Annotated in this window: 22 protein-coding genes; 11 read left to right on the forward strand and 11 right to left on the reverse strand. The window is 67.0% G+C overall.

All coding sequences use genetic code 11. The features are described from left to right. Nucleotides 1–28: 28 nt before the first annotated feature. The 4 genes from ACSFA7_RS25875 to ACSFA7_RS25890 are packed head-to-tail and all read left to right on the forward strand — an operon-like array spanning nt 29 to nt 3,549. On the forward strand, nt 29–1,522 hold the full coding sequence (locus tag ACSFA7_RS25875; protein ID WP_435501999.1) for an MBOAT family O-acyltransferase: 1,494 nt from the start codon (nt 29–31) through the stop codon (nt 1,520–1,522). A gap of 12 nt (nt 1,523–1,534) precedes the next feature. Then, the gene (locus tag ACSFA7_RS25880; RefSeq protein ID WP_435502000.1) at nt 1,535–2,548 is read left to right on the forward strand and encodes an alginate O-acetyltransferase AlgX-related protein; all 1,014 of its coding nucleotides are present in this window, start codon (nt 1,535–1,537) and stop codon (nt 2,546–2,548) included. Nucleotides 2,549–2,584: 36 nt separating this feature from the next. Next, nucleotides 2,585–3,340: a cell division protein ZapD gene (zapD, locus tag ACSFA7_RS25885; RefSeq protein ID WP_435502001.1), complete on the forward strand. Its 756-nt coding sequence runs from the start codon at nt 2,585–2,587 to the stop codon at nt 3,338–3,340. Continuing rightward, a complete protein-coding gene (locus ACSFA7_RS25890; RefSeq protein WP_206175210.1) occupies nt 3,337–3,549 on the forward strand; it encodes a DNA gyrase inhibitor YacG in 213 nt (70 codons plus the stop codon). The genes zapD and ACSFA7_RS25890 overlap by 4 nt, the downstream gene beginning before the upstream one ends. Nucleotides 3,550–3,561: 12 nt before the next feature. On the opposite strand, the gene ACSFA7_RS25895 is transcribed toward ACSFA7_RS25890, so the two are convergent. The 5 genes from ACSFA7_RS25895 to secA are packed head-to-tail and all read right to left on the reverse strand — an operon-like array spanning nt 3,562 to nt 10,936. Next, the gene (locus ACSFA7_RS25895) at nt 3,562–5,508 is read right to left on the reverse strand and encodes an acyltransferase family protein (protein ID WP_435502002.1); all 1,947 of its coding nucleotides are present in this window, start codon (nt 5,506–5,508) and stop codon (nt 3,562–3,564) included. A gap of 55 nt (nt 5,509–5,563) precedes the next feature. After that, on the reverse strand, nt 5,564–6,022 hold the full coding sequence (locus tag ACSFA7_RS25900) for a (deoxy)nucleoside triphosphate pyrophosphohydrolase (RefSeq protein ID WP_435502003.1): 459 nt from the start codon (nt 6,020–6,022) through the stop codon (nt 5,564–5,566). Further along, a complete protein-coding gene (locus tag ACSFA7_RS25905) occupies nt 6,019–6,894 on the reverse strand; it encodes an ATP-binding protein (protein WP_435502004.1) in 876 nt (291 codons plus the stop codon). The genes ACSFA7_RS25900 and ACSFA7_RS25905 overlap by 4 nt, the downstream gene beginning before the upstream one ends. Next, entirely contained in the window at nt 6,891–8,120 is a 1,230-nt protein-coding gene (argJ, locus tag ACSFA7_RS25910) for a bifunctional glutamate N-acetyltransferase/amino-acid acetyltransferase ArgJ (protein WP_435502005.1), read from the reverse strand. Before argJ ends, ACSFA7_RS25905 begins: the two co-directional genes overlap by 4 nt. Nucleotides 8,121–8,149: 29 nt before the next feature. Continuing rightward, nucleotides 8,150–10,936 carry a preprotein translocase subunit SecA gene (secA, locus tag ACSFA7_RS25915; protein WP_435502006.1) on the reverse strand — a complete coding sequence of 929 codons (2,787 nt, stop codon included), beginning with the start codon at nt 10,934–10,936 and terminating at the stop codon, nt 8,150–8,152. A gap of 182 nt (nt 10,937–11,118) precedes the next feature. Here secA and ACSFA7_RS25920 point away from each other — a divergent pair, with 182 nt between their 5' ends. Together ACSFA7_RS25920 and ACSFA7_RS25925 are read left to right on the forward strand one after the other, a co-directional pair. Next, nucleotides 11,119–11,427, forward strand: coding sequence for a hypothetical protein (locus ACSFA7_RS25920; RefSeq protein WP_013543214.1), 309 nt, complete (start codon nt 11,119–11,121; stop codon nt 11,425–11,427). A gap of 56 nt (nt 11,428–11,483) precedes the next feature. After that, the gene (locus tag ACSFA7_RS25925) at nt 11,484–12,470 is read left to right on the forward strand and encodes an ornithine cyclodeaminase family protein (protein WP_435502007.1); all 987 of its coding nucleotides are present in this window, start codon (nt 11,484–11,486) and stop codon (nt 12,468–12,470) included. A gap of 7 nt (nt 12,471–12,477) precedes the next feature. Here the strand turns inward: ACSFA7_RS25925 and ACSFA7_RS25930 are convergent, their stop codons facing one another. Continuing rightward, a complete protein-coding gene (locus ACSFA7_RS25930; protein ID WP_435502008.1) occupies nt 12,478–13,626 on the reverse strand; it encodes a threonine synthase in 1,149 nt (382 codons plus the stop codon). 104 nt (nt 13,627–13,730) lie between these two features. Between ACSFA7_RS25930 and ACSFA7_RS25935 the strand changes: the two genes are divergently transcribed. Continuing rightward, nucleotides 13,731–14,357 carry a helix-turn-helix transcriptional regulator gene (locus tag ACSFA7_RS25935; protein WP_435502009.1) on the forward strand — a complete coding sequence of 209 codons (627 nt, stop codon included), beginning with the start codon at nt 13,731–13,733 and terminating at the stop codon, nt 14,355–14,357. A gap of 8 nt (nt 14,358–14,365) precedes the next feature. Here the strand turns inward: ACSFA7_RS25935 and ACSFA7_RS25940 are convergent, their stop codons facing one another. Beyond that, nucleotides 14,366–15,346 (reverse strand): Bug family tripartite tricarboxylate transporter substrate binding protein, encoded by a 981-nt coding sequence (locus ACSFA7_RS25940; protein ID WP_435502010.1) that lies wholly within the window; start codon nt 15,344–15,346, stop codon nt 14,366–14,368. A gap of 17 nt (nt 15,347–15,363) precedes the next feature. Next, nucleotides 15,364–16,605: a pyridoxal-phosphate dependent enzyme gene (locus tag ACSFA7_RS25945; RefSeq protein WP_435502011.1), complete on the reverse strand. Its 1,242-nt coding sequence runs from the start codon at nt 16,603–16,605 to the stop codon at nt 15,364–15,366. A 103-nt stretch (nt 16,606–16,708) separates the two neighbouring features. On the opposite strand from ACSFA7_RS25945, the gene ACSFA7_RS25950 reads away from it, so the two are divergent. Next, the gene (locus ACSFA7_RS25950) at nt 16,709–17,629 is read left to right on the forward strand and encodes a LysR substrate-binding domain-containing protein (protein ID WP_435502012.1); all 921 of its coding nucleotides are present in this window, start codon (nt 16,709–16,711) and stop codon (nt 17,627–17,629) included. Between the two features lie 10 nt (nt 17,630–17,639). On the opposite strand, the gene ACSFA7_RS25955 is transcribed toward ACSFA7_RS25950, so the two are convergent. The 3 genes from ACSFA7_RS25955 to ACSFA7_RS25965 all read right to left on the reverse strand — a co-directional run bounded on the left by ACSFA7_RS25955 (nt 17,640) and on the right by ACSFA7_RS25965 (nt 23,036). Continuing rightward, nucleotides 17,640–18,299, reverse strand: coding sequence for a hypothetical protein (locus ACSFA7_RS25955; protein WP_435502013.1), 660 nt, complete (start codon nt 18,297–18,299; stop codon nt 17,640–17,642). Between the two features lie 124 nt (nt 18,300–18,423). Next, nucleotides 18,424–19,446 carry a response regulator transcription factor gene (locus tag ACSFA7_RS25960; protein ID WP_435502014.1) on the reverse strand — a complete coding sequence of 341 codons (1,023 nt, stop codon included), beginning with the start codon at nt 19,444–19,446 and terminating at the stop codon, nt 18,424–18,426. Continuing rightward, on the reverse strand, nt 19,443–23,036 hold the full coding sequence (locus tag ACSFA7_RS25965; protein ID WP_435502015.1) for a hybrid sensor histidine kinase/response regulator: 3,594 nt from the start codon (nt 23,034–23,036) through the stop codon (nt 19,443–19,445). The genes ACSFA7_RS25960 and ACSFA7_RS25965 overlap by 4 nt, the downstream gene beginning before the upstream one ends. 107 nt (nt 23,037–23,143) lie before the next feature. Here ACSFA7_RS25965 and ACSFA7_RS25970 point away from each other — a divergent pair, with 107 nt between their 5' ends. Genes ACSFA7_RS25970 through ACSFA7_RS25980 form a run of 3 tightly spaced genes read left to right on the forward strand, consistent with a single transcriptional unit; the run spans nt 23,144 to nt 24,379 of the window. Further along, entirely contained in the window at nt 23,144–23,446 is a 303-nt protein-coding gene (locus ACSFA7_RS25970) for an urease subunit gamma (RefSeq protein ID WP_057591402.1), read from the forward strand. A 22-nt stretch (nt 23,447–23,468) separates the two neighbouring features. Continuing rightward, a complete protein-coding gene (locus tag ACSFA7_RS25975) occupies nt 23,469–24,068 on the forward strand; it encodes a HupE/UreJ family protein (RefSeq protein ID WP_435502016.1) in 600 nt (199 codons plus the stop codon). 5 nt (nt 24,069–24,073) lie between these two features. Further along, nucleotides 24,074–24,379 (forward strand): urease subunit beta, encoded by a 306-nt coding sequence (locus ACSFA7_RS25980; RefSeq protein ID WP_435502017.1) that lies wholly within the window; start codon nt 24,074–24,076, stop codon nt 24,377–24,379.

Consider the following 24,379-nt stretch of genomic DNA (forward strand, 5'->3'; position numbering starts at 1 on the left):
AGGCGCTCGCCGCAGTGCCCTCCCCGAGATGCTTTTCAACTCGTATCCCTTCATTTTTGTCTTTTTCCCGTTGGTCCTGATCGGGTTCTTCCTGATCGGCAAGCGCAACGCCCGCGCCGCCGCCGGCTTCCTCGCACTGGCTTCGCTCTTTTTCTACGGCTGGTGGAGCGTGCAGGCTCTGCCGCTGCTGCTGGGCTCCATCTGCGTCAACTACTGGTTCGGACTGCAACTGTCGCCCGCGCCGGGCCGCAACGACCGCAAGCGCAAGACGCTGCTGATCAGTGCACTGGTGGTCAACCTGGGCGTGCTGGCCGTCTTCAAGTACGCCAACTTTTTCCTGGAGAACGTCGACGCCGGCCTGGTCGCGGCGGGCCTCACGCCGATCGAGCTGGTGCACATCGTGCTGCCGATCGGCATCTCCTTCTATACCTTCACGCAGATCGCCTTCCTGGTCGACTGCTGGCAGGGCAAGGTGCACGAGCGCAGCTTCGTCCACTACCTGCTGTTCGTGACCTACTTCCCGCACCTGATCGCGGGCCCCGTGCTGCATCACGCGCAGATGATGCCGCAGTTCGCGAACAGCGCCACCTACCGGCTCGACCCGAACAAGGTAGCGATCGGCATCGCGATCTTTGTCTTCGGCCTTGCCAAGAAACTCCTGATCGCCGACCCGCTGGGCCAGTACGCCGACATGATGTTCAACGGCGTGCACAAAGGCATCGAGCCCACGCTCTACACCGCCTGGTTCGGTGCGCTGGCCTACACGCTGCAGATCTATTTCGACTTCTCGGGCTACTCGGACATGGCCGTCGGCCTGTCGCTGTGCCTGGGCGTGCAGCTGCCGCTCAACTTCCGCTCGCCCTACAAGTCGACCAACATCATCGAGTTCTGGCGCCGCTGGCACATCTCGCTGTCGACGTTCCTGCGCGACTACCTCTACGTGCCGCTGGGCGGCAACCGCAAGGGCCCGGCCCGGCGCTACCTGAACCTGTTCCTCACGATGCTGCTGGGCGGCCTGTGGCACGGCGCCGCGTGGACCTTCGTGATCTGGGGCGCCCTGCACGGCATCTTCCTGATGATCAACCACCTCTGGAATGCCAAGGTGCGGCGCAATGCCACGCCCGGCCGCATCGCCCGGGTGCTCGGCTGGTTCCTCACCTTCCTCTGTGTGGTGGTGGCCTGGATCGTCTTCCGCGCCGATGGCATGCACACGGCCATGGCGATCTACAAGGGCATGCTCGGCCTGCACGGCGCACCGCCGTCGGCGTTCAGCGAGCTGGGCCCGGTTCCGTTCCGCAAGCCCGAGTTCTTCCAGACCCTGCTGGTCGGCATCGTCATCTGCCTGGCGCTGCCGCCCACCATCACGCTGGAGCGCTGGATTCCGCATCCGAAGGCCCTCGCAGGCCGACCGGTCATGGCGTGGCTCTCCACCGCCCTCTTGGCCATCGGCACCTTCGCGCTGTTCGCGTGGTGCGTCTCGAAGCTGGGCAACTACAGCCCGTTCCTCTACTTCCAATTCTGATTCGACATGACGATGCCCGCGAAAGTCTGGCTGCGGTTCTTCTTCATCGGCTACATCGTGCTGATGGGGCTGTGGATCGTTTCGCTGACCAGCCCCATTCCCTACGGAGACCTCACGCGGATCGGGCGCCTGTCCGAGCGCGAGTTCGGCTGGACCGCGCCCCCGCCCAAGGTCGACCCCGCATTGCTCAAGGGAACGCCGGTCGATCAGGCCGACATCATGGTCATCGGCGACAGCTTCTCCATGACCTTCCGCTGGCAGTCCAAGCTCGTCGCGGCCGGCTACCGCGTCTCGACCAGTTACTGGGGCCAGTACGAGAACGCGCTGTGCGGCGACTTCGACCAATGGATCCAGCGCTCGGGCTTCAAGGGCAAGCTGATCATCATCGAGAGCGTCGAGCGCCTGCTGGGCGACCGCACCAAGGACAGCATGAAGTGCCAGAAGATGCGCATGCCCTACGACGCCATGCCGCATCCCCTCGTCAAGCCGGACGAGACCGTGCCCGACCCCGCGCCCAACTGGAACGTCCAGTTCATGACCGGCGTGACCACCTACTACAACACCTGGAAAGCGAAAAAGTCTGCAACCGACACCTACTTCGACTGGAACACCTGGGTGCGCCCAGTGCCCAACGGCTGCAAGTACTTCTCGCACCACGCGTGCGACAAGATGCCGTTCTTTGCCGAAGACGAGGACAACGGCCCGCTGACCCTCGCGCACCTGGAGTGGATGAAGAACTTCACCCAGGCGCACACCGCCATCCCGATCATGTGGATGGTGATCCCCAACAAGACCACGGTGTACCTGAAGCCCGACTACTCGAAGGATTTCGAGGCGGGCTTCCGCGAATCGAAGCTGACGGGCCCCGACCTCTACGCTTTTACACGCGAGAAACACACCCAGGTTCGCGATTTCTATTTCTCGAACGACACTCACATGTCGATGCACGGACAGCTCCTGCTCGGCGACCGCATGCTGGCGGCTGTGCGCGAAGTGCTGCCGACGCCCCCTTCCAAATCACCCTGAAGTTATGATCCCGCGACAGGAAACCGATAAACACGCGTGATCCTTTACGAGTACCCCTTCAACGAGCGCATCCGCACCTACCTGAGGCTGGAACACCTGTTCCGTCGCCTCGGAGAACTGGTGCCCTCGGAATCGCCGCTCTCCCACCACTACGCCCTGATCACGATCTTCGAGATCATGGACGTGGCGGCGCGCGCCGACCTCAAGGCCGATGTGCTGCGAGATCTCGACAAGCACAAGAACGTCTTCAACAGCTACCGGGGCAATCCAGCCATTGCCGAAACGGTGCTCGACCAGGTGGTCGGCCAGCTCGAGGGCAACTTCGCCGCACTCAACGGCGTTGCCGGCAAGGCCGGCCAGGCGCTGACGGAAAACGAGTGGCTCATGAGCATCCGCAGCCGTGCCGGCATTCCGGGCGGCACCTGCGAGTTCGACCTGCCCGCCTATTTCGCCTGGCAGCACCGCACGCCGGCGAGCCGCCGCGCGGACCTGGAGCGTTGGTCGAACACGCTCTCGCCGCTGGCCTCTTCCATCTACCTCTTGCTCAAGCTGCTGCGCGACGCGGATGTGCCCTACAAGGTCATCGCCACGAACGGGCAGTTCCAGCAGAACCTGCCGCAGGGACGCAGCTTCCAGCTGCTGCGGCTGCGCATCGATCCCCGGCTGGAATTGGTTCCCGAAATCAGCGGCAATCGCCTGATGGTTTCGGTCCGGCTCATGCGGCACGAGGCAGACGACCGTTTGCACCAGAGCACGGAAGACGCGCCTTTTGAATTGACACTCTGCGCATGACGGGGAAGGTGAACGACAAAGGCGAGCGGATCGTCCGTTGCCCCAGTTGTGGCGGCGACAGTGTCTACGCGCCTTCCAACCCCTATCGGCCCTTCTGCAGCGCACGCTGCAAGGGCGTCGATCTGGGCGCCTGGGCCAGCGAAGAATTCCGGATGCCGGCCGAGGCGCCGCCCGACGACGATCCGTTCGGCGATCCCAAGCTTCAGTAGAGTGCTGCCGCTTTAGCGGCCGCCGTCCCCGAGAAACACCTTGTCCAGATAGCCCGCGTGCTCCCGCGCGTAGAAGGGCCGCAGGTGTTCGCGGTCCTTGTAGACCGGTGTGCCATCGGGCATGGACCGCACGCATTCGCCCGATTGGCAAAGTTGCGCCAGCACGTCGATGGCCTCCGCGCCGCTCGATGCGGCAATGCGCTTGAGCCGCTCGTTGAGTTGCTCCTGCTCGGGCGGCAACGGGCCCGTGGTGGTGCTGGTCAGCGCCGTCATCCGGCCCATGCGGCTGCCTTCGATCAGCCGGCGCGGCTCGAACTCCACGCTGCGCGCGTTGTCCAGCAGCAGATACACCTTCTTCTTGCTCTGGACCAGCGTCGTCAACAGCTTTTCAAGCGCGTCGAGCGAACGCCCGAGGCCCGGTCCACCGTTGTTGATCGGATAGGTCGCTGCCCCTTCCCGGAAATAGAAGGCCAGTGGGAAATTCCCGGTGAAGTAGCAGTTCCAGCAGGCACCGACGACGACCGTGTCGATCCGCGGATCGAGCGCCAGCTCCAGCATGCCGGTGCGCGCCTTGTCGCAACCCTCATTGCCATCGGACAGCACCCCTGGCACCGGCGGGCAGGCGCCATAGGTCGCGAAGTATGTCGTGGCCATCTGCCCGGGCGCGCTGCGCGCGAGCTCCAATGCGCGCGGCGCGTACTGCTGCACATGGCTGTCGCCGATCAACAGCACCTTGCGTGCGCCGTTGCCGGTGCGCTCGACCTTGTGCGCTCCCAGCTTCTCTTGCTTGAAGCCGTCGTAGTAGTTGTCGTCCACGGTGGCATCGGTCACCTTGCGCAGCAGGTCGCTGCCGTTGCGCGGCGGCATGCCGCCCAGCGCCAGCACGCCGACCAGCGCCACCGCCACGCCCGAACCGGCCAACGCACGCAACATGCCGACGCTCGTGCGCGCCCGGGTGAACTGCTCGAGAAACCGGTAGGTGGCCCACGCCAGCAAGACGCTCGCAACCACCGCACCCGCGCGTACCCATGCCGACGGGTTGCCCTCTTCCACGATCCGCGCATACACCAGCAGCGGCCAGTGCCACAGGTAGAGCGGATAGCTGATGAGGCCAATCCACACCATTACCCGGTTCGACAGCAGGTACTTGTTCAGCACCCCGCCCGGCCCGGCCGCAATGCAGCTCACCGCCCCCAGCGTCGGCAGCAGCGCCCACCAGCCCGGGAAGGCCTTGTCGCTGCGCGTCATCACGAGCCCCAGCACGATCAGCCCCACGCCGAGCACCGACTGGAGATGGCTGCGCCACGCGCTCGGCGCGACGGGCCTGAGCCGCATGCACGCCAGGATGCCGCCCACCATCAGCTCCCAGAAACGCGAGGCCGGCGAGTAGAACGCCGCCTCGCGGAACGGATGCACCGTCGTCACGTTGACAAGGAACGACACCACCGCCACCACCCACAGCAGCCGCACGATCGGCCAGCGCCGCCGCCACGCCACGCCCAGCAGCAGCGGCCAGAAAATGTAGAACTGCTCCTCGATACCCAGCGACCACAGGTGCAGCAGCGGCTTGGTCTCGGCCGCGGTATCGAAGTACCCCGACTCGCCCCAAAAGATGAAGTTGGCCACGAAGGCCGCACCGCCCGCCGCCTGCTTGCCGAGCTCGGCAAACTCTCGCGGCAGCAGCGCATACCAGCCGAAGGCCAGCGTCGCCGCCAGCACCAGCATCAGCGCCGGAAAAATCCGCCGGATGCGGCGCGCATAGAAGTCGCGGTAGCTGAAGTCGCTCGCCGCGTGGCTCTGCATGATGATCGTCGTGATCAGGAAGCCCGAGATCACGAAGAAGATGTCGACGCCGATGAAGCCGCCCGGCAGCGCGTCGGGAAACGCGTGGAAGGCCAGCACCGACGCGACGGCGACGGCGCGCAGGCCGTCGATGTCGGGGCGGTACTTGGGATGCATCTTCGGATTCAGGCCTCGGGCGATGCCCGGCCGATGTGCCGGCCGGACGCCCGCATCAGGCCAGCGTCGAGACGGCCAGCGCCGCCGACGCGGGCAGGCCGCGCTCCTGCACCAGCCATTCGAGCACCGGCAGCGCGCCCGGCAGCACCGGTGCCACGTCGAGCGGCAGTTGCTGCCACGCCATCGCCTGGCCTTCGCGCATCTCGAACTCGCCGCTCCAGGCGGTCACCTTGCACCAGTGCAGGCGCACCAGCGCATGCGGGTAGTCGTGCTCGGTGACCTTCCAGACCGAGGCGCCCTCGATGGTGATGCCGAGTTCTTCCTGCAGCTCGCGGCGCAGGGCCTCTTCGACGGTTTCACCAAGTTCGATCTTGCCGCCCGGAAACTCCCAGTAGCCTGCGTAGGCCTTGCCTTCGGGCCGGGTCGAGAGCAGCAGCGCGTCGTCGGCCAGGCGGATCAACACGCCGACCGCGACCTCGGTGTGCTTGCGCGCGCCGTTCTCTTGTGCACTCACGCGTTGCTCCGCCCCGCGTAGTCGCGGGCGAACTGGTAGGCCACGCGGCCGCTGCGCGAACCGCGCTCCAGCGCCCAGACCAGCGCCTCGGGCCGCGCCGCCGCGATGGCGGCCGCATCGACGCCGAACGACGAGAGCCACTGCCCCACGATCGTCAGGTATTCGTTCTGGCTGAAGGGATAGAAGCTCACCCAGAGGCCGAAGCGCTCGGACAGCGAAATCTTTTCCTCGATCACCTCGCCCGGATGCACCTCGCCATCCTCGGTGTGGGTGTACGTGAGGTTTTCCTTCATGTACTCGGGCAGCAGGTGGCGCCGGTTGCTGGTCGCGTAGATCAGCACATTGGGCGTCGATGCCGCAATCGACCCGTCCAGGATCGACTTGAGCGCCTTGTACCCCGGCTCGCCCTCGTCGAAGCTCAGGTCGTCGCTGAAGACGATGAACTTCTCGGGACGCTGCGAGACCACCTCGACGATGTCGGGCAGGTCGACCAGCTCGGCCTTGTCGACCTCGATGAGACGCAGCCCCTGCGGCGCATAGGCCTGCAGGCAGGCGCGGATCAGCGACGACTTGCCCGTGCCGCGCGCGCCCGTCAGCAGCACGTTGTTGGCCGGCTTGCCTTCGACGAACTGGCGCGTGTTGCGCTCGATCTTTTCCTTCTGGACGTCGATTTCCTTGAGCGAATCGAGCGCCATCGTGGCCACGTGCTTGACCGGTTCCAGCACGCCATGGCCGGAGTTGCGGCGACGGTAGCGCCAGGCGATGGAGGCGTTCCAGTCCGCCGGCGCCGACAGCGGCTGCGGCAGGATCGATTCGATGCGGGTAATGAGCTGTTCGGCGCGCTCGATCAGCTTCTGGAACTGCTCGTTCATGACCGGTAGTCGGCGTTGATGGTCACGTATTCGTGGCTGAAATCGCAGGTCCAGACGGTCTCACTCGCCGTGCCGCGCCCAAGGCCGACGCGCACCGTGATCTCGCTCTGCTTCATCACGCGCTGGCCGTCTTCCTCGCGGTACGACGGGTTGCGCCCACCCTTGACCGCCACGTGCACGTCGTCCAGGAACAGGTCGATGCCGGTCTGGTCGAGGTCGGCAATGCCTGCATAGCCGACCGCCGCCAGGATACGGCCCAGGTTCGGGTCGCTGGCGTAGAACGCGGTCTTGACCAGCGGCGAATGCGCGATCGCGTACGCGACCTGCTTGCACTCGGCGGCATCGCGCCCGCCTTCGACCTGGATGGTGATGAACTTGGTCGCGCCTTCGCCGTCGCGCACGATGGCCTGCGCCAGGAGGCGCGCCACATCCTGCATGGCCGCTACGAGCGCCTGGCCGTCGGCAGATTCGAGCGAGGTGATGGTCGCGTGCGCCGCCTTCTGCGTGGCAATGACGACGAACGAGTCGTTGGTCGAGGTGTCGCCGTCGATGGTCACGCGGTTGAACGAGGCGTCGGCCAGGAGTTTGGCCAGCGGCTGGATCAGCGACGGATCGATCTTCGCGTCGGTCGCCATGAAGCCGAGCATCGTCGCCATGTTCGGGCGGATCATGCCGGCGCCCTTGCTGATACCGGTGATGGTGACGGTGGCGCCGCCGATCTGGACCTTCTGGCTGAACGCCTTGGGGATCGTGTCGGTGGTCATGATGCCTTCGGCGGCACGTGCCCAATGGTTTTCCGAAGCGTCGGCGAGCGCTGCGGGCAGGCCCGCTTCGATGCGGTCCACCGGCAGCGGCTCCATGATCACGCCGGTGGAGAACGGCAGGATCTGCTCGGGTGCGATCTCCAGCTTGCGTGCGAGCGCGATGCAGGTGGAGCGCGTGCGCATCAGGCCGTCTTCGCCTGTGCCGGCGTTGGCGTTGCCGGTGTTGATCACCATCGCGCGGATGCCGTAGTTGGCGGCCAGGTGATCGCGGCAGACCTGCACCGGCGCTGCGCAGAAACGGTTCTGGGTGAACACCCCACCGACCGCCGAGCCTTCGTCGATCAGCACGACGGTCAGGTCCTTGCGGTTGGCCTTTCGCACGCCCGCTTCGGCCACGCCGATGCGGACGCCGGGCACCGCGAACAAGGCGGCGGGATCAGGGGCGGACAGGTTCACGGGCATGGGGTTCTCTCAATGAAGGGTTCGGGACGTCAGCTCAGCTTGCCGTGGCACTGCTTGTATTTCTTGCCGCTGCCGCAGGGGCACGGGTCGTTGCGGCCGACGCGGGCAAAGGCGGCAGCCTCGGCGCTCAGGGCACCGGTACCGACGGCCGCAAGGCGGCGCTGGCTTTCCTCGTCCACACGCACCTCGACCTCGCCGGTCTCGGTCGGCGCGGAGTAAGTGATGTTGGCCACGTTCTCGCCACGGCTTTCCATCGCTTCGGCGGCTTCCTCGAGCTGCTCGCCCGATTGCACGCGCACCGTCATGAGCTGGCGGGTAACTTCGTTCTTCACCGAGTCGAGCAACTGGCCGAAGAGCTCGAAAGCCTCGCGCTTGTATTCCTGCTTGGGCTGCTTTTGCGCATAGCCGCGCAGATGGATGCCCTGGCGCAGGTAGTCGAGCGAGGCCAGGTGTTCGCGCCAGTGGGTGTCGATGCTCTGCAGCAGCACCATGCGTTCGAACTGGGTGAAGTTCTCCTGGCCAATCAGCGCCAGCTTGGCGTCGAAGGTCTCGTTGGCGGCCTTGACCACCTTCTCGAGCACGTCCTCGTCGGAGATCGCATCCGAAGCCTCGACCTCCTTCTTGAGCGGCATGTCCAGGCCCCACTCGGTGAAGAGCGTCTTCTCCAGGCCTTCCAGGTCCCACTGCTCCTCGACCGATTCGGCCGGCACGTACTGGCGCACCAGGTCCATGAAGCAGCCTTCGCGCAGCGCAGCGATCTGCGCCGTGAGGTCGGCCGCGTCGAGGATGTCGTTGCGCTGCTGGTAGATCACCTTGCGCTGGTCGTTCGAGACGTCGTCGTATTCGAGCAGCTGCTTGCGGATGTCGAAGTTGCGCGCCTCGACCTTGCGCTGCGCGCTCTCGATGCTGCGCGTGACGATGCCCGCTTCGATGGCCTCGCCGTCGGGCATCTTCAGGCGGTCCATGATCGCCTTCACGCGGTCGCCCGCGAAGATGCGCATCAGCGGATCGTCCAGGCTCAGGTAGAAGCGCGAGGAGCCCGGGTCGCCCTGACGGCCCGAACGGCCGCGCAGCTGGTTGTCGATGCGGCGCGATTCGTGACGTTCGGTGGCAATGATGCGCAGGCCGCCGAGCGACTTGACGAATTCGTGGTCCTTGGTCCACTCCTCGCGCACATGCGCGATGTCGGCCTGCTTGGTCGCTTCGTCGCGGCCTTCGTCGTTCTCGATGGCCTCGATCATCTTCTCGATGTTGCCGCCCAGCACGATGTCGGTACCGCGGCCGGCCATGTTGGTCGCGATGGTGATCATCTTCGTGCGGCCGGCCTGCGCCACGATGTCGGCTTCGCGCGCATGCTGCTTGGCGTTCAGCACCTGGTGCGGCAGGCCCGCCTGCGTGAGCAGGCCGTCGATGATTTCGGAGTTCTCGATGGACGAGGTGCCCACCAGCACCGGCTGGCCGCGCTCGTAGCACTCGCGGATGTCCTGGATCGCTGCCTCGTACTTCTCGCGCGTCGTCTTGTAGACGCGATCGAGCTGGTCTTCGCGCTTGCTGATGCGGTTGGGCGGAATGATGACCGTCTCGAGACCGTAGATTTCCTGGAACTCGTAGGCCTCGGTGTCGGCCGTGCCGGTCATGCCGGCCAGCTTGCCGTACAGGCGGAAGTAGTTCTGGAAGGTGATCGAGGCCATCGTCTGGTTCTCGGCCTGGATCTCGACGCCTTCCTTGGCCTCCACGGCCTGGTGCAGGCCGTCGCTCCAGCGGCGGCCCGTCATGAGGCGGCCGGTGAACTCGTCGACGATGGTCACTTCGCCCTGCTGGACCACGTAGTGCTGGTCGCGGTGGTACAGGTGGCGTGCGCGCAGCGCCGCCGTCAGGTGGTGCATCAGCGTGATGTTGGCCGGGTCGTAGAGCGACGCGCCTTCAGGCAGCAGCTTGAACTCACCCAGGATACGCTCGGCGTTCTCGTGGCCGTCTTCGGTCAGGAACACCTGGTGCGTCTTCTCGTCGACCGTGAAGTCGCCGGGCACCGTGACGCCTTCGCCCGTGCGGGGGTCGGCTTCGCCTTCCTGCTTTTTCAGCAGCGGCACCACCTTGTTGATGGCGAGATAGAGGTCGGTGTGGTCTTCGGCCTGGCCGCTGATGATCAGCGGGGTGCGGGCTTCGTCGATCAGGATCGAGTCCACCTCGTCGACGATCGCGAAGTTCAGCAGGCGCTGGACCCGGTCGCCCGGCTCGTACACCATGTTGTCACGCAGGTAGTCGAAGCCGTATTCGTTGTTGGTGCCGTACGTGATGTCGCTGCCGTAGGCTTCCTGCTTTTCCTCGCGCGGCATCTGCGGCAGGTTGATGCCCACCGTGAGACCCAGGAAGTTGTAGAGCCGGCCCATCCACTTGGCGTCGCGGCTGGCCAGGTAGTCGTTCACCGTGACCACGTGCACGCCCTTGCCCGACAGCGCATTCAGGTACACCGGCAGCGTGGCGGTCAGCGTCTTGCCTTCGCCGGTGCGCATTTCGGAGATCTTGCCGTTGTGCAGCGCCATGCCGCCGAGCAGTTGGACGTCGAAGTGGCGCATCTTCATGATGCGCTTGGAGCCTTCGCGCACCGTGGCGAAGGCCTCCGGCAGCAGGGCGTCGAGGGTTTCGCCCTTGGCCACCCGGTCCTTGAACTCCTGCGTCTTGGCGCGCAGTGCGTCGTCACTGAGCTTCTCGAACTCGGGTTCGAGCGCATTGATGCGTTCCACCGTCTTGCGATACTGCTTGAGGAGCCGGTCGTTGCGGCTGCCGAAGATCTGGGTCAGGAAGTTGGTTGCCATTGGGTGGAGATGGGCGGGCGCCTGACACGACAGGCACTGCGACCGGATTCCCTAAGATATGGTGAAAGCAGTTGGGCGCGCTCGTTTCGAAATCAAGTTCGGCCCCGAGCAGCCTTTTTTCCGGCACGAACGCCGGCAAACCGGGCATTTTAGCTGTCTTGTTTCTGTCCTCAGGATTACTCATGTATCGCCGCCTCGCCCCCGCCATCAGCCTGCACCAGGCTGCAGAAGGCTCGCCCACGCTGGGCGGCCTGATGGCGCGCGCGCGCGACAGCGCCGAACGCCTGAAAGCCGTGGAAGGACTGATTCCGCCGGCCATGCGCGGCGCCGTGCAGGCGGGGCCTGCCGAGGGCGACGTGTGGTGCCTGCTGGTGAAAGGCAGCGCCGCAGCCGCCAAGCTGCGCCAGCTCGCGCCGATGCTCGTGACGCGGCTCAAGAACAGGGGCTGGGACGTCGCGACGATCCGCATCAAGGTGCACACGGGGCGCTGATCGACTGGCCGGCGCTTTGAATTGATTTTTTGTCTGGAAGTAGATAATATTTCCAGATGACACCCTCCACGTCGCCCGCCGACGCACTTCTCCTGCTGCTCGACAAGCACCAGGTCAACGCCCTCCTCTCCCCCGATGACGTGCTTCATGCCGTGCGCGAGGCCTTCGTCCTCCACAGCGACCGTGAAGGCCGCGTCTTCCCGGTCGTGCGCGAGCCGCTCTCCACGGGCGGCGTGTTCGGCATCAAGTCGGGCGACGTGCAGGCGCAGGGCCTGCTCGGCTTCAAGGCGGCCGGCTTCTGGCCTGCCAACCGGCAGCGCGGCGGCGAGCCGCACCAAGCGACGATCCTCCTGATCGACCCCGCCACGGGCCGGCCGCTGTGCGTGATCGACGGCAATGCGATCACGACCGTGCGCACCGGCGCGGCAGGCGGGCTCGGCCTGCAGCAACTGGCGCGGCCCGACAGCACGCGGCTGTGCATCTTCGGCTCCGGCGTGCAGGCGCGCATCCAGCTCGACTTCGCCTTGCGCCTGCTGCCCTCGCTGCACGAAGTGCGCTACGTGGGGACTGGCGGACAGCGCAATGCCGCGTTCGAAGACAACTTCGCGGCCCGCTGCAACATCGCGCCCGCCACCGACCGCAACGCCGCGGTCGCAGAGAGCGACATCGTGATCACCGCGACGCCAGGCGGCGGTGCGCTGTTCGATCTCGAAGCTGTGCAACCCGGCACGCACCTGAACTGCGTCGGCGCCGACACGCGAGGCAAGCGCGAACTGCCTGAAGGCCTGCTGCCGCGCGTGCGCCTCTTCGTCGACGACCGCACGCAGGCGCAGCAGATCGGCGAAACCCAATGGGTCCCCGATACGGCAAGCACCGAACTGGGTGACCTGCTGAGCGGCAAGACTTCATTCGAGCGCGCCGCGGGCGACATCACCGTGTTCGACATGACCGGCCTCGCGCTCCAGGACCTGACCGTCGCGCGCCTGCTTCATGAACGCGCAGCCGCCACGGGCACAGGCACGCGCCTGGCTTGGCCCTGGTAGCTCAGCCTCAGCCGGCAGCGCCGCCGAACAGTTCGGTCATGAACTGCGTCGACTTCAATCCGGTGCCGGTCAGCAGCACGACCGTGGTTTCGCTGGCCCGGATGTCGCCCCGCTGCGCCAGCACATCGATGGCCGCCGCAGCCGTCGCGGACGTCGGCTCGGCATAGAGGCCCGTCGAAGCGAGCCGGCGCACGGCCGCTGCGATCTGCTCTTCGGTCAGCGCCACCGTCTTGCCGTTCGTCTCGCGCAACGCCTGAAGAATTTCCTGCAACCGAACGGGCCGCTTGATGGCCGTACCTTCGGCGATCGTCGGCTTCACGATGCGGTCGACCAGCGTGTCGACACCCGCGACAAAGCTCGCATCCACCGGCGAGCAGTTCAGCGGCTGCGCCACGAAGATCCGCGGCAGCTTCGCGATCTGCCCCGCGGCCAGCAGCTCCTTGAAGCCGATCCAGCACCCGAGCACATTGCTGCCCGCGCCGGCAGGAATCACCACGTTGTCGGGTGCGGCAAAGCCCAGGTCTTCCCAGAGTTCATAGGCCAGCGTCTTCGTGCCCTGCAAAAAGAACGGATGCCAGTTGTGGCTCGCATAGAAGATCGATTCCGACTGGCGCACCGCTTCGTATTCGGACTCCTCGCGCGGCCCCGGCACGAGCTGCACCTCGGCCCCGAACGCGCGGATCTGCGCCACCTTCGGCGCCGGCGTGTGGCTGGGAGCAAGCACCTTGACCTTGATGCCCGCCGCAGCGCCTGCAGCCGCGATGGCCGCGCCGCCATTGCCCGAGCTGTCTTCCAGCACCGCGTCGACGCCCAGTTGGCGCAGAAACGAAATCATCACGGACGCGCCGCGGTCCTTGAAGCTGCAGGTCGGGTTGAACCACTCGAGCTTGAAGTGCGGCTCGAACCCGCCCCAGCGCTTCTGTACCAGTGGTGTACAGCCTTCGCCCATGCTCGCGGGCTGGTCGATTGCCAGCGGCAGCGCCGCCCGGTAGCGCCACGCCGAGCGCTCACGCGAATCGATGTCGTCGCGGGCGATGCCGGACAGCGGCGTCACCATCATCGGATTGCCGTCGTCGGAGCGCCAACGGCGTTCCGAGAGGTCGTGATAGCGGCCGGTGCGGGGATCGATATAGCGTGCGGGTTCCTGGCGTGTCATGCGCGGCTCTCCTGGAGGATCTTTCTGGGTTTGGATAATATATCTAAATATGGACTTTCCGTATAGTTTGGATTCTTCGTCCAGACCTGGATACATTCCCCGGCATGAAGAAGAAGTCCAACAAGCAGCTCCTGGAGATGCTGCGCAACATGGCCGAAGGCCTTGGTGAAACCTTTGCGCCCTTCTGCGAAGTCGTGGTGCACGACCTGAGCAATCCGAAGAACGCGATCTACGCGATCGAGAACAACCTGAGCGGGCGGCAGGTGGGGCAATCGGTCACCGAGCTCGGCCTTGCCCGTATCCGAGATCCGGAATACCCGGCGGTGATCGCGAACTACGCCAACACCTTTTCCGACGGCCGCAAGGTCAAGAGCACCTCCATCGGCGTGAAGGACGAAAGCGGCGAGTACGTGGCCGCGCTGTGCCTGAACGTCGACCTCACGCTGTTCCAGAGCTTCCAGGGCGCGATCTCGCAGTTCACGCGCATCGACGAGCGGGAGGTCCACGAGAGCCTCGACACCGGCGCAGGCCATTCGGAGCGCATTCACGCGCGCATCGACGAATTCGCCGCGTCACGTGCCACCAGTTCGCGGTCGCTCAAGCCTGCGGATCGCAAGCAGCTCGTGCAGGAACTGAAGAAAGCCGGCTTCCTGGAGATCCGCCGCGGGGCCGAGATTGCCGCGGCGCACATGGGCGTCTCGCGCGCCACCGTGTACAGCGACGCGAAATAGCGCGCGGCTTATTGCGGCTGCAGGCCGACCTCGCGCGCCACCTTCTGCCAGCGCTCGGCTTCCAAGCGGAGGAACGCGCGCAGCTCGTCCGGCGTCGAGCCCTTCATCTGCACGCCGAGCACCGACATCCGCTCCTTCACCGACGGATGCTCGAGCGCCGCAATGGCTTCCCGGCGCAGCTTCTCGATCACCTCGAGCGGCGTGGTGGCCGGCGCGACCAAGGCCCACCACTGGTCGATCTCCATGCCCTTGAGGCTGTTCTCCGCCAGCGCAGGCACGTTCTGCAGGCCGGCGATGTTCACGCGCTGCGTGCTCGTGACGAGCAACGGACGGATCCTGTTGCCGCCCGCAAGGCTGGAGCCGCTGGCCAGCGTCGCGAAGTGGCCGGCCACCGTGCCGGCCGCCACGTCGGTCAGCGCCGGCGCGGAGCCCTTGTACGGGACCATGTTGAAACGGATCTTGGTGCGGCTCGCGAGCATCTCAGCCGCGAGATGGCTCACGGTGCCCGCGCCGCTGTGCGCGATGGCGGGCGGTGCCTGCTTGGCGGCGGCCGACTTGATGAAGGTCTTGAAGTCCTTGCTGTCCTCGTCCATGCCCGCGAAGAACACCAGCGGCGAGGTGCCGATCATGGTCACGGGTGTGAAGTCGCGCAGCAGGTCGTAGGGCAACTTGGCCGTCACCGCCGGCGCGATCGCATGCGGCAACTCGACGATGGCGATGGTGTAGCCGTCGGGCGCCGCCTTGGCGGCCGCATCGGTGCCGATCATGCCGGCCGCGCCGGGCCGGTTGTCGACGATCACCGGGCTGCCGATGGTCTGGCCCATGCGCTGCGCCATGGCGCGTGCGATGGCATCGGTGCTGCCGCCCGCGGCCCAGGGCACGACGAGCTTGATGGGCCGTTCGGGGTAGCCCGCCCACGCGGGTTGCACGGCGGCGAGCAGGGTTGTGCAGCCGGCGGCCAGAAAGGCCCGGCGATGAATCGTCGGCATGAGGGTTCCTTCGGAGGTCAGACGGCCGGGTCGGGCCAGCTCGGATCGCTCGACGCGTTGGCCGTGAGCATCAGCACCACATGCGCGTCGGCGGCGATGGCGCCGCTCTCGCGCAGTTGCCGCAGCGCGGCCAGGCCGCCGGCCGCACACAGTTCGGCGCTCACGCCGGCCGCCGTGAGCAGCCGCCGCGCCGCGCGCGCTTCGTCGTCGTTCACCACCACCGCACCGCCGCCCGTGGCCGTGGCGGCCTGCCACTGCAGGTAGGTCACGGTGGCGCCCGCTGTCGAGAACTGCGCGGTGTGGCCGGGGTAGCTGCCGTTGATTGCGCCACCCGCGAACACGCGCGCGAGGCGCGGGAACGGCTCCACCAGCCACAGCCGCGGCAGGCGCGGAATGCGCCCCGCGGCCAGCAGGTCGCGAAAGCCCGCGTAGATGCCCCAGGCGAGATCGCCGCGCGCGGTGGGAATCACGATGTGGTCCGGCAGGCCGGCGTCGGCCACGCATTCGGTGGCGATGGTCTTGTAGCCCTCGATGGCCAGCGGCGCGCTGCCGAGCGCGGGCAGGCGGTAGTTGGTCAGCGCGAAGTAGCCAGGGTACTGCGAGCGCTCGCGCACGAACGCCCAGCGGCCGGCGTTGTCGGCGAACACATAGCGCCGCGCGCCCAGCGCATCGAGTTGGCGCGTGTAGGTGGCCGGCATGCCTTCATAGGTCGCCACCTCGCAGCGCAGGCCCGCAGCCCACGCGTAGTGCGCCGCCGACACCGCCGCATTGCCCGACGACGCGAGCACCAGCGTGTGGGCGCCGAAGTCCAGCGCCTGCGCCACGCCCACCGCCGTCATGCGGTCCTTGTGGGAGCCGGTGGGGTTGCTCGATTCGTCCTTGAGGCCGAGCCGCGCGACGTCGAAATGCCGGGCCAACTCCGGCATCTCCTGCATCGGCGTCTGGCCTTCGCCCAGGGTGAAACCCGGCGCGTAGGGCATGGGAATCGCATCGGGGCCATCCGCCGCGAGGTCAGGCAGGTAGCTGGCGCGCAAGGCGACATGAAAGCCAGCCTTCTTGCAGGCGGGGCAGCCGTCGTGCGCCAGCGTGACCGGGTAGAGCGCATCGCAGCGCAGGCACTGCAACCCCCTCAGGCGCGGATTGCGCACCGGCTTGAGCGCCCGGGCCAGGGCGGAAGGCGTGGCGTTCGCCGAATGATGGGCCGAGGGGTCCGCGGGCAAGGCGGCGAACTTGAAGTCCAGAACTGGCGAGGGCGTCACGGGGAGGGCGGGTTGGAAGTTGTGCCCAAATCTTATGCATTCGGAAATAAAATTACGCACCTCCAGATACTCAATCGATAAATAAACTTATCGGTGGCCATCGATGCGATTCGCCGAAATCGAGACGTTCCGGGCCCTGATGCGCGGCAGCTCCACCCGCAAGGCAGCCGCCCTGCTGCATGTGACGCAGCCCGCCATCAGCCAGTCTCTCAAGCGGCTCGAAGCGCAGGCGGGCATGCTGCTCTTCCAGCGCACGGGCGGGCGGCTGGTGCCCACGCCCGAGGCGCGCGCGCTGTGGATCGAGGTGGAGCGCGTGTTCATCGGCATGGACGCCATCGAGCATCGCGTGCGCAGCCTGCGGGACTTCGGCCTCACGCAACTGGAACTCAGTTGCTTTCCCGCCTACGGCCTGGGCTTCATGCCCCGCGCCCTCGCCCGTCTGAAGGCGCACCGCGGCGCGAGCCCCTGGCCGCAGGTGTCGCTGCAGGTGCTCAGCTCCAAGGACGTGCGCGACCGGGTGGCGATGGGCATCTCCGACTTCGGGCTCATGGCCGACGAGCTCTCGCTCGAAGGCATCGACCACTCGACCTTCTCGCGCTTTCCCGGCGTGGTGGTGATGCCCGAGGGCCATGCGCTCGCCCGCTTCAAGACCATCAAGCCGGAGCAACTGGCGGAAGCGCCCTTTCTCGCACTCAACCCCGAAGACCCTTCGCACCAGCGGCTCGAGGCGGCGCTCGCACCGTACGGCGTGGCGCTGCGCGTGCTGGTGCAGACGCCCTATGCGGCCAGCGTGTGCGAGATGGCGCTGCGCGGCCTGGGCGTGGGGCTGGTCAATCCGATCACCGCGCTCGACTACGCGGAGCGCGGGCTGGTGGTGCGCCGGCTGTCGATCGACGTGCACTTCACCTGCATCCTGGCCCTGCCGGCCGGCAAGGTGCTCTCGGCGACGGCGCGCGACTTTCTCTCGCTCATGCGCCTGCAGCTGGCGGAGGACGAGAAGCGCATTCAGCGCTATCTGCGCTAAGTACCTCGGCTCACTTCCAGCTGAACTCGTGGTTCAGGCCGACCACAAAGCCGGTCACGCCGCGCCCGCCCACCGGCCGGGTGCGCGAGGCGCTGATGTCCACGCTGATCAGCGGCGTGAGGCTGAAGCGGCCGCCCACGCGCGAGGTCCAGGCACCCGAGGCGCGATTGCGCTCGGCGATCAGCGACACGACATCGGTCAAGGCCCACTCGGCAGCCAGGCCACCGCGTGGCGTACGCACTCCGGTGCCGAGCGCCCAGTCGGCGCCGAGGTTCGCATGGACCTGCAGGCTGCCGGTCGGCCGCCAGGTCAGCGGCACCACGAACTGCCCGCCCATGCGGCCGCCGCGCCGCAGATCAGACACGGTGCCCATCGACACGGCCGCGCTGAGCGGCGCGTCTCCGGCTTGCCCCAGGAAGGTCCATTTGAGCTGCGGACCGGCGGTGATCGAGTGAACGCGCTGCACCGAAAGCCGTTCGACGTTCAGCCCCAGCTCGACAGGTCCCACCCTGCATGAGGGCCCGATGTGAAAACCCGTGACCGGCTCCACGCCGGTGCGACCCCACCAGGTCTCGTACTGGCACTGGCCGGGATCGAGCGTGCCCGCGTCGTCGACGTCGAAATGGCCCGCGGCCTGCGCGCCCAGGCTCGCCAGCGCGCAGGAAGCCATCAGCAGCCAGCCGTGGCTCGATCGTCGGATTGTTGTTCTCTGCCTGTTCTTCATCGCGCATCCCAAGGCCCTCGGACCATTCTAGGGAGGCGGAAAGTCGGCCCGGTGACGCGCCGCAACGAGCTCAGATCTCGAACTGGGGCTGCAGCTCGCGGATGCGCTTGATCGCCACGCCGGCCGCTGCCGTTCGCGTCTCCACGCCCAGCTTCACATACACCCGCTCCAGGTGCTTCTTGGCCGTGGCCGGACTGCTGCCGAGGATCTCGCCGATGTCCTTGTTGGTCTTGCCCTTGACCACCCAGTACAGCACCTCGGCCTCGCGCGCGGTGAGCTTCAGGCTCAGGCTCATCGCCTCGATCACGCCGGTGTCGGACACCTCGCGCATAATGATCATCCACTCGTCGCCGTCCTCGTCCTGGCCGGTCTGCTGGTGCAGGCGCAATGTAAGGCTGCTCGCACCCTGGACGATGGAAAGCGCCGGCGGCTCGATGCCGCGCTGGCGCGCATCGGGCGTGTGGCGCAGCAGCCATTCGAGCACCGCGGGCGGCGTCTCGGGCGCGCGCGTTTCGCAATACCGATGCAGCAGATCGCGCGCGAGCGCCGTCTGCCAGATCAGCCGCCCTTCGGGCAGCCGCACAGTGATGCTCGCATAGCCGAAGGCATCGAGCGCATTGCGCGCCTGGCCGGCCTGCCGCGCATCCTGCCGCGCGCGGCGCGCGCCCTGCAGATGCACGTTCATGCGCGCCAGCACCTCCTTCGGCTTGATGGGCTTGGTGACGTAGTCGACGCCGCCCGCTTCGAGCGCGGCCACGAGGTGCTCGGTTTCGGTCAGGCCCGTCATGAACACGATGGGAATGTGCGCGGTGGCGGCATCGGCCTTGAGCCGGCGCGCCACCTCGAAGCCATCGATGCCCGGCATCATCGCGTCCAGCAGCACGATGTCGGGCCGCGCCTGCGCGGCGCGCTGCAGCGCCTGTTCGCCGTTGGTGGCGATGAGCACGGTGTAGCCCGATTCGTCGAGCGCGTCGTGCAGCACCGCGAGGTTGTCGGGGACGTCGTCCACGATCAGCACCAGGTCGCTGTTCGCGCCCTGATCGCGCAGCGCGCGCGCGAGAGGCGATGTTTCAGGGGGCGAGGTCGTTGTCATGGCGCACTCACTGCTTCGGCCAGCGCCCGGCTCATGGCTTCGAACTGGAACTGGCGCGCCAGCACGCGCTGCGCCTCGGTCCAGGCCATGCACTCGGGCTGTTCGGTGTCGATGTCGTCGAGCTGATTCATGATGCCGCGGAAGTAGCCCAGGCTCACCGCTTCGTCGAGCGCACGGAGGCGCTCCCGCGAGGGCGGCTGCATCGTCTTCGGTGCGACCGGCGCGGGCAACGCGGCGGCGGTGTCGGTCCACTTGAGGCCGAGGCGGCGCTCGAGCCAGTCGAGCAACTCGGTGTGACGCACGGGCTTCACGAAGAAGTCCTCGGGTGCGATGGCCACGTCGTTGTCCAGGCCCTTGTCGAAGGCGTTGGCCGAGACGATGGCGACGGACGCATCGGCGAGGCCGAGCTTGCGCGCGCGTCGGATGGTTTCCCAGCCGTCGATGCCGGGCATCGCGAGGTCGACGAACATCGCATCGGGCCGGTAGCCGGCGGCGATCAGGTCGAGCGCATCGTGGCCGCTGGCCGCCGTGCGCAACTCGAAGCCGAGCGGCGCGAGCACGTGGTCGAGCAGGTCGCGGTCGGCCTCTTCGTTGTCGACCACCAGGAGGCGCCGGCGTGCGCCTTCATAGCCGCGGCGCGCGCGCGTCACCGGCACCGGCCGGCTCGCGCCCGCCGCCGCGTCGTGCACGCGCGGCAGGAAAAGCCGCACGCAGAACAGCGAGCCCACGCCCGGCGTGCTCTGCACCTTCATCTCGCCACCCATCAGGTCGGTCAGCATCTTGGCGATGGTGAGGCCCAGCCCGGCGCCCGGGGCCGACGAGGCGACTGCGTTGCCGCGCGTGAAGGGCTCGAAGATGCGCTCGATGTCCGCGGCCGTCATGCCCGGGCCCGTGTCCTCGATCTCGATGGCCGCGAACTCGCGCGCGTACGCGAGCCGCAATGTGACCTGCCCCGCCGCGGTGAACTTGATCGCATTGCCCAGCAGGTTGATGAGGATCTGTCCCACGCGCTTCTCGTCGGCGCGCACCACCTCGGGCAAGGCGCCTGCGGCCTCGAAGCGGAACTGCAGCCCCTTCTCGGCCGCCTGCAGCTCGAACATGTCGGCGAGCTCGCGCATGGTGTCGGCAAAGCGCATCGGCCGCGCATGCAGCGTGAGCTTGCCGGCCTCGATGTGCGCGATGGCCAGCGTGCCCTCGATGAGCGAGAGCAAATGCTCGCCGCCGCGCTTGATGACCGCCACGGCCTGCTGGCGATGCGGCGGCACCGAGTGGTCTTCGCCCATCAATTGCGCGTAGCCCAGGATGCTGTTGAGCGGCGTGCGCAGCTCGTGGCTGATGGCGCTGATGTAGCGGCTCTTGGCCTGGTTGGCCTGGTCGGCGGCGCGCTGGGCCTGCTCGGCCACGGCGCGTGCTTCTTCCGCCGTCTGTTTGGCGGCCTGCAGGGCGCGGTCGGTTTCGCGGTGCAGCTCGATCTCTCGCACCAGCAGGTGGGTCTGGCGGTTGGATTCTTCCTGCGCGACCTTGCGGCTCTGGTGCGCGAGCACCAGCCACCACGCCACGATGCCCGCGATGACCAGCAGCGCCATGTAGGCCTTGAGAAACCCCGAGCGCAGCGCCGACTGCTGCACGCCTGCCCATGCCTCGGACACACCGGCCTGCGCTGCAAGTTCGACCGCGCTTTCGGCGAGCGCCCGCAGTTCCTGCTGGTAGAGCACGCCGAACACCACGGCCAGCAGCGGCACGATGATCAGCATCAGCAGCAGGAAGTGCCCCAGGCCCGTGTCCAGGTAGCGCCAGCTGCGGCGCGGCAGCAGCCAGCGCAGCACGGCCGACCATTGCGAGGACAGGCTCGCATGCGGCTTGCACAGGTCGCCGCAGCGCGCATCGAGCGTGCAGCACAGCGAGCAGATCGCGCCCTGGTACGCGGGGCAATGCGCCATGTCCGGCCCTTCGTACTCGCGCTCGCAGATCACGCAGTGCTGCACCTTCAGGCGCTGGTAGCTGCCGCTTTCGTCCGATTCGACCTTCGCCCAGCGCACCGTGCGCCCGCCCGCCGCGGGTGCGAAGGGCACGGCGCCCGTCGCATCGGACGCCCGCGCCAGGTAGTACTTGCCGCCGGTCGCCCACGCCAGCAGCGGCGAGGCGATGAGCGCGGTGCCCAGCGCGATCAGCGCCGAGAACGCCTGCGCCAGCGGCCCGAACACGCCCAGGTGCGCGGTGATCGACAGCACCGAGGCCAGCGCCATCGCGCCCACGCCCACGGGGTTGATATCCCACAGGTGCGCACGCTTGAACTCGATGCCCGGCGGCGAGAGCCCCAGCGGCTTGTTGATGACCAGGTCGGCCACCACCGACATCATCCAGGCGATGGCGATGTTGGCAAAGAGCCCGAGCACATCGCCCAGCGCCTCGAACACGTTCATCTCCATCAGCATGAACGCGATGAGCGCGTTGAACACCACCCACACCACCCGCCCCGGATGGCTGTGCGCCACGCGCGAGAAGAAATTGCTCCAGGCGAGCGAGCCAGCATAGGCGTTGGTGACGTTGATCTTGAGCTGCGAGATCACCACGAACAGCGCCGTCGCGGCCACCGCCCAGCCGTAGTTCGGAAAGACGTACTCGTAGGCCGCGAGGTACATCTGGTTCGGATCGACCGCGCGCTCCACCGGCACCATGTGCGTGATGGCCAGGTAGGCCAGCAGCGCCCCGCCCAGCATCTTGAACACGCCCAGCACCACCCAGCCCGGGCCGCCCGCCAGCACGCCGGACCACCAGCGCCCGCGCGTGGTCGCGGTGCGCGCGGGCATGAAGCGCAGGTAGTCGGCCTGCTCCCCCATCTGGGTGATCAGCGCGATCCCGACCGTCAAGGCAGCGCCAAACAGGTGCAGGTCGAAACCCTTGGTGCCAGCCTTAACCCCGTTGTAGTGCACGATGCCAGTGAACGCACCAGGATCGCGCACGAGCACGAACACAAAGGGCACCACCAGCATCAGCAGCCAGAGCGGCTGCGTCCAAAGCTGCAGCCGGCTGATGGCCGACACCCCGTGCGTGACCAGCGGAATAACCACCAGCGCGCACACCAGGTAGCCCCAGACCGGCGGGATTCCCAGCGCCAGCTCCAGCGCATAGGCCATCACGGCCGCCTCGAGCGCGAAGAAGATGAAGGTGAAGCTCGCGTAGATCAGCGAGGTGAGCGTTGAGCCGATGTAGCCGAAGCCGGCGCCGCGCGTGAGCAGGTCCATGTCGATGCCGTAGCGCGCCGCATACACGCTGATCGGCAACCCCGCCAGGAAGATGATGAGCCCGGTGACCAGGATCGCCCAGAAGGCATTGGCGAAGCCGTACTGCACCAGCAGCGTGGCGCCCACCGCCTCGAGGATGAGGAACGATGCGGCCCCGAAGGCCGTGTTGGCCACCCGCCATTCGGACCACTTGCGAAAGCGCTGCGGCGTGTAGCGCAGCGCATAGTCTTCGAGCGTTTCGCTTGCGACCCAGCTGTTGTAGTCGCGCCGGACCTTGACGATGCGCTGGGGGGCGTCGTCGGGGGTCGTTGGCGTGTCGGCAGCGTTCACACCGTTTCGGTGCATCTTTCGTGCCATCCGTACGACTTTTGGCGAACAGGGCATGACTGTTGCAAAGAGGAAGGCTTGCCCATAATGGCCGACTCTTTCCCCAGCCACCCGATGCCGCTCCCATGGAACTGACCCCGCGCGAAAAAGACAAGCTGCTGATCTTCACCGCGGCGCTGCTGGCCGAACGCCGCAAGGCCCGCGGCCTGAAGCTCAACTACCCCGAAGCCATCGCCCTGATCTCCGCCGCCGTGATGGAAGGCGCCCGCGACGGCAAGAGCGTCGCCGAACTCATGAGCGAGGGCCGCTCGGTGCTGACCCGCGCCGATGTGATGGACGGCATCGCCGAGATGATCCCGGACATCCAGGTCGAAGCCACCTTTCCGGACGGCACCAAGCTGGTCACCGTCCACCAGCCCATCGTCTGACCCGCCACAAAGAAGAACCGACATGCGCCACACCACTTCCAAGACCCTTGCCCTGCTCGCCCTCCTGCTGCCGCTCGCGGCCAGCGCCCACACCGGCGTGGACGGCGGCCTGCACCACGGCTTTACCACCGGTTTCCTGCATCCGCTGACCGGCGCCGACCACCTCGCCGCCATGGTCGCGGTTGGCCTCTGGAGCGCGCTGGCCGCGCGCCGCGCCTGGCCCGACCTGCTGTGGGCGCCGCTGGCCTTCGCCGGCATGCTGCTCGTGGGCGCGCTGATGGGCCTGGCCGGCGTGCAGCTGCCGGCCGTCGAACCGATGATCGCGGCCTCGCTGCTGGTGCTGGGGCTGCTGGTGGTCACGCGCATTCACCTGCCGGCGGCTGTTGCGATGGCAGTGGTCGGCCTGTTCGCCGTCTTCCACGGCGTGGCCCACGGCTACGAACTCGCAAGCGAACAAGGCGCCGCGCTCACGCTGGCCGGCATGGTCAGCGCGACCGTGCTGCTGCACCTCGCCGGTATCGCGTTCGGCTGGGCCTTGCGCCACGCCAACGCCTGGCTGCCTCGCGTGGCCGGCGCCGCAGTTGTAGTGCTCGGCGCAACGCTCCTGGCACAAGCCGTCTGATCGCCATGACCCCCGGCGAATTCCTCACCGACGACGGCGACCACACGCTCAACCCCGGCCGCCGCACCCTCACCCTGGTGGTGCAGAACACCGCCGACCGGCCGATCCAGGTCGGCTCGCACTATCACTTCGCCGAGACCAACGGCGCGCTGGGCTTCGACCGCGAAGCCGCGCGCGGCATGCGACTGAACATCGCCTCGGGCGCCGCCGTGCGCTTCGAGCCCGGTCAGCAGCGCACGGTCGAACTGGTTGATTTTTCGGGCGACCGCATCGTCTACGGCTTTCGCGGCCTGGTTCAAGGAAAGCTCTAA

Source organism: Variovorax trehalosi (assembly GCF_051216415.1).
Classification (GTDB): domain Bacteria; phylum Pseudomonadota; class Gammaproteobacteria; order Burkholderiales; family Burkholderiaceae_C; genus Variovorax.

Coding starts and splice junctions, on each gene's coding strand:
- ACSFA7_RS25875 (WP_435501999.1), top strand. CDS start 29: ATGCTTTTCAACTCGTATCCCTTCATTTTTGTCTTTTTCCCGTTGGTC.
- ACSFA7_RS25880 (WP_435502000.1), top strand. CDS start 1,535: ATGCCCGCGAAAGTCTGGCTGCGGTTCTTCTTCATCGGCTACATCGTG.
- ACSFA7_RS25890 (WP_206175210.1), top strand. CDS start 3,337: ATGACGGGGAAGGTGAACGACAAAGGCGAGCGGATCGTCCGTTGCCCC.
- ACSFA7_RS25895 (WP_435502002.1), bottom strand. CDS start 5,508: ATGCATCCCAAGTACCGCCCCGACATCGACGGCCTGCGCGCCGTCGCC.
- ACSFA7_RS25905 (WP_435502004.1), bottom strand. CDS start 6,894: ATGAACGAGCAGTTCCAGAAGCTGATCGAGCGCGCCGAACAGCTCATT.
- argJ (WP_435502005.1), bottom strand. CDS start 8,120: ATGCCCGTGAACCTGTCCGCCCCTGATCCCGCCGCCTTGTTCGCGGTG.
- secA (WP_435502006.1), bottom strand. CDS start 10,936: ATGGCAACCAACTTCCTGACCCAGATCTTCGGCAGCCGCAACGACCGG.
- ACSFA7_RS25920 (WP_013543214.1), top strand. CDS start 11,119: ATGTATCGCCGCCTCGCCCCCGCCATCAGCCTGCACCAGGCTGCAGAA.
- ACSFA7_RS25925 (WP_435502007.1), top strand. CDS start 11,484: ATGACACCCTCCACGTCGCCCGCCGACGCACTTCTCCTGCTGCTCGAC.
- ACSFA7_RS25930 (WP_435502008.1), bottom strand. CDS start 13,626: ATGACACGCCAGGAACCCGCACGCTATATCGATCCCCGCACCGGCCGC.
- ACSFA7_RS25935 (WP_435502009.1), top strand. CDS start 13,731: ATGAAGAAGAAGTCCAACAAGCAGCTCCTGGAGATGCTGCGCAACATG.
- ACSFA7_RS25940 (WP_435502010.1), bottom strand. CDS start 15,346: ATGCCGACGATTCATCGCCGGGCCTTTCTGGCCGCCGGCTGCACAACC.
- ACSFA7_RS25950 (WP_435502012.1), top strand. CDS start 16,709: ATGCGATTCGCCGAAATCGAGACGTTCCGGGCCCTGATGCGCGGCAGC.
- ACSFA7_RS25955 (WP_435502013.1), bottom strand. CDS start 18,299: ATGGCTTCCTGCGCGCTGGCGAGCCTGGGCGCGCAGGCCGCGGGCCAT.
- ACSFA7_RS25960 (WP_435502014.1), bottom strand. CDS start 19,446: ATGACAACGACCTCGCCCCCTGAAACATCGCCTCTCGCGCGCGCGCTG.
- ACSFA7_RS25965 (WP_435502015.1), bottom strand. CDS start 23,036: ATGCACCGAAACGGTGTGAACGCTGCCGACACGCCAACGACCCCCGAC.
- ACSFA7_RS25970 (WP_057591402.1), top strand. CDS start 23,144: ATGGAACTGACCCCGCGCGAAAAAGACAAGCTGCTGATCTTCACCGCG.
- ACSFA7_RS25975 (WP_435502016.1), top strand. CDS start 23,469: ATGCGCCACACCACTTCCAAGACCCTTGCCCTGCTCGCCCTCCTGCTG.
- ACSFA7_RS25980 (WP_435502017.1), top strand. CDS start 24,074: ATGACCCCCGGCGAATTCCTCACCGACGACGGCGACCACACGCTCAAC.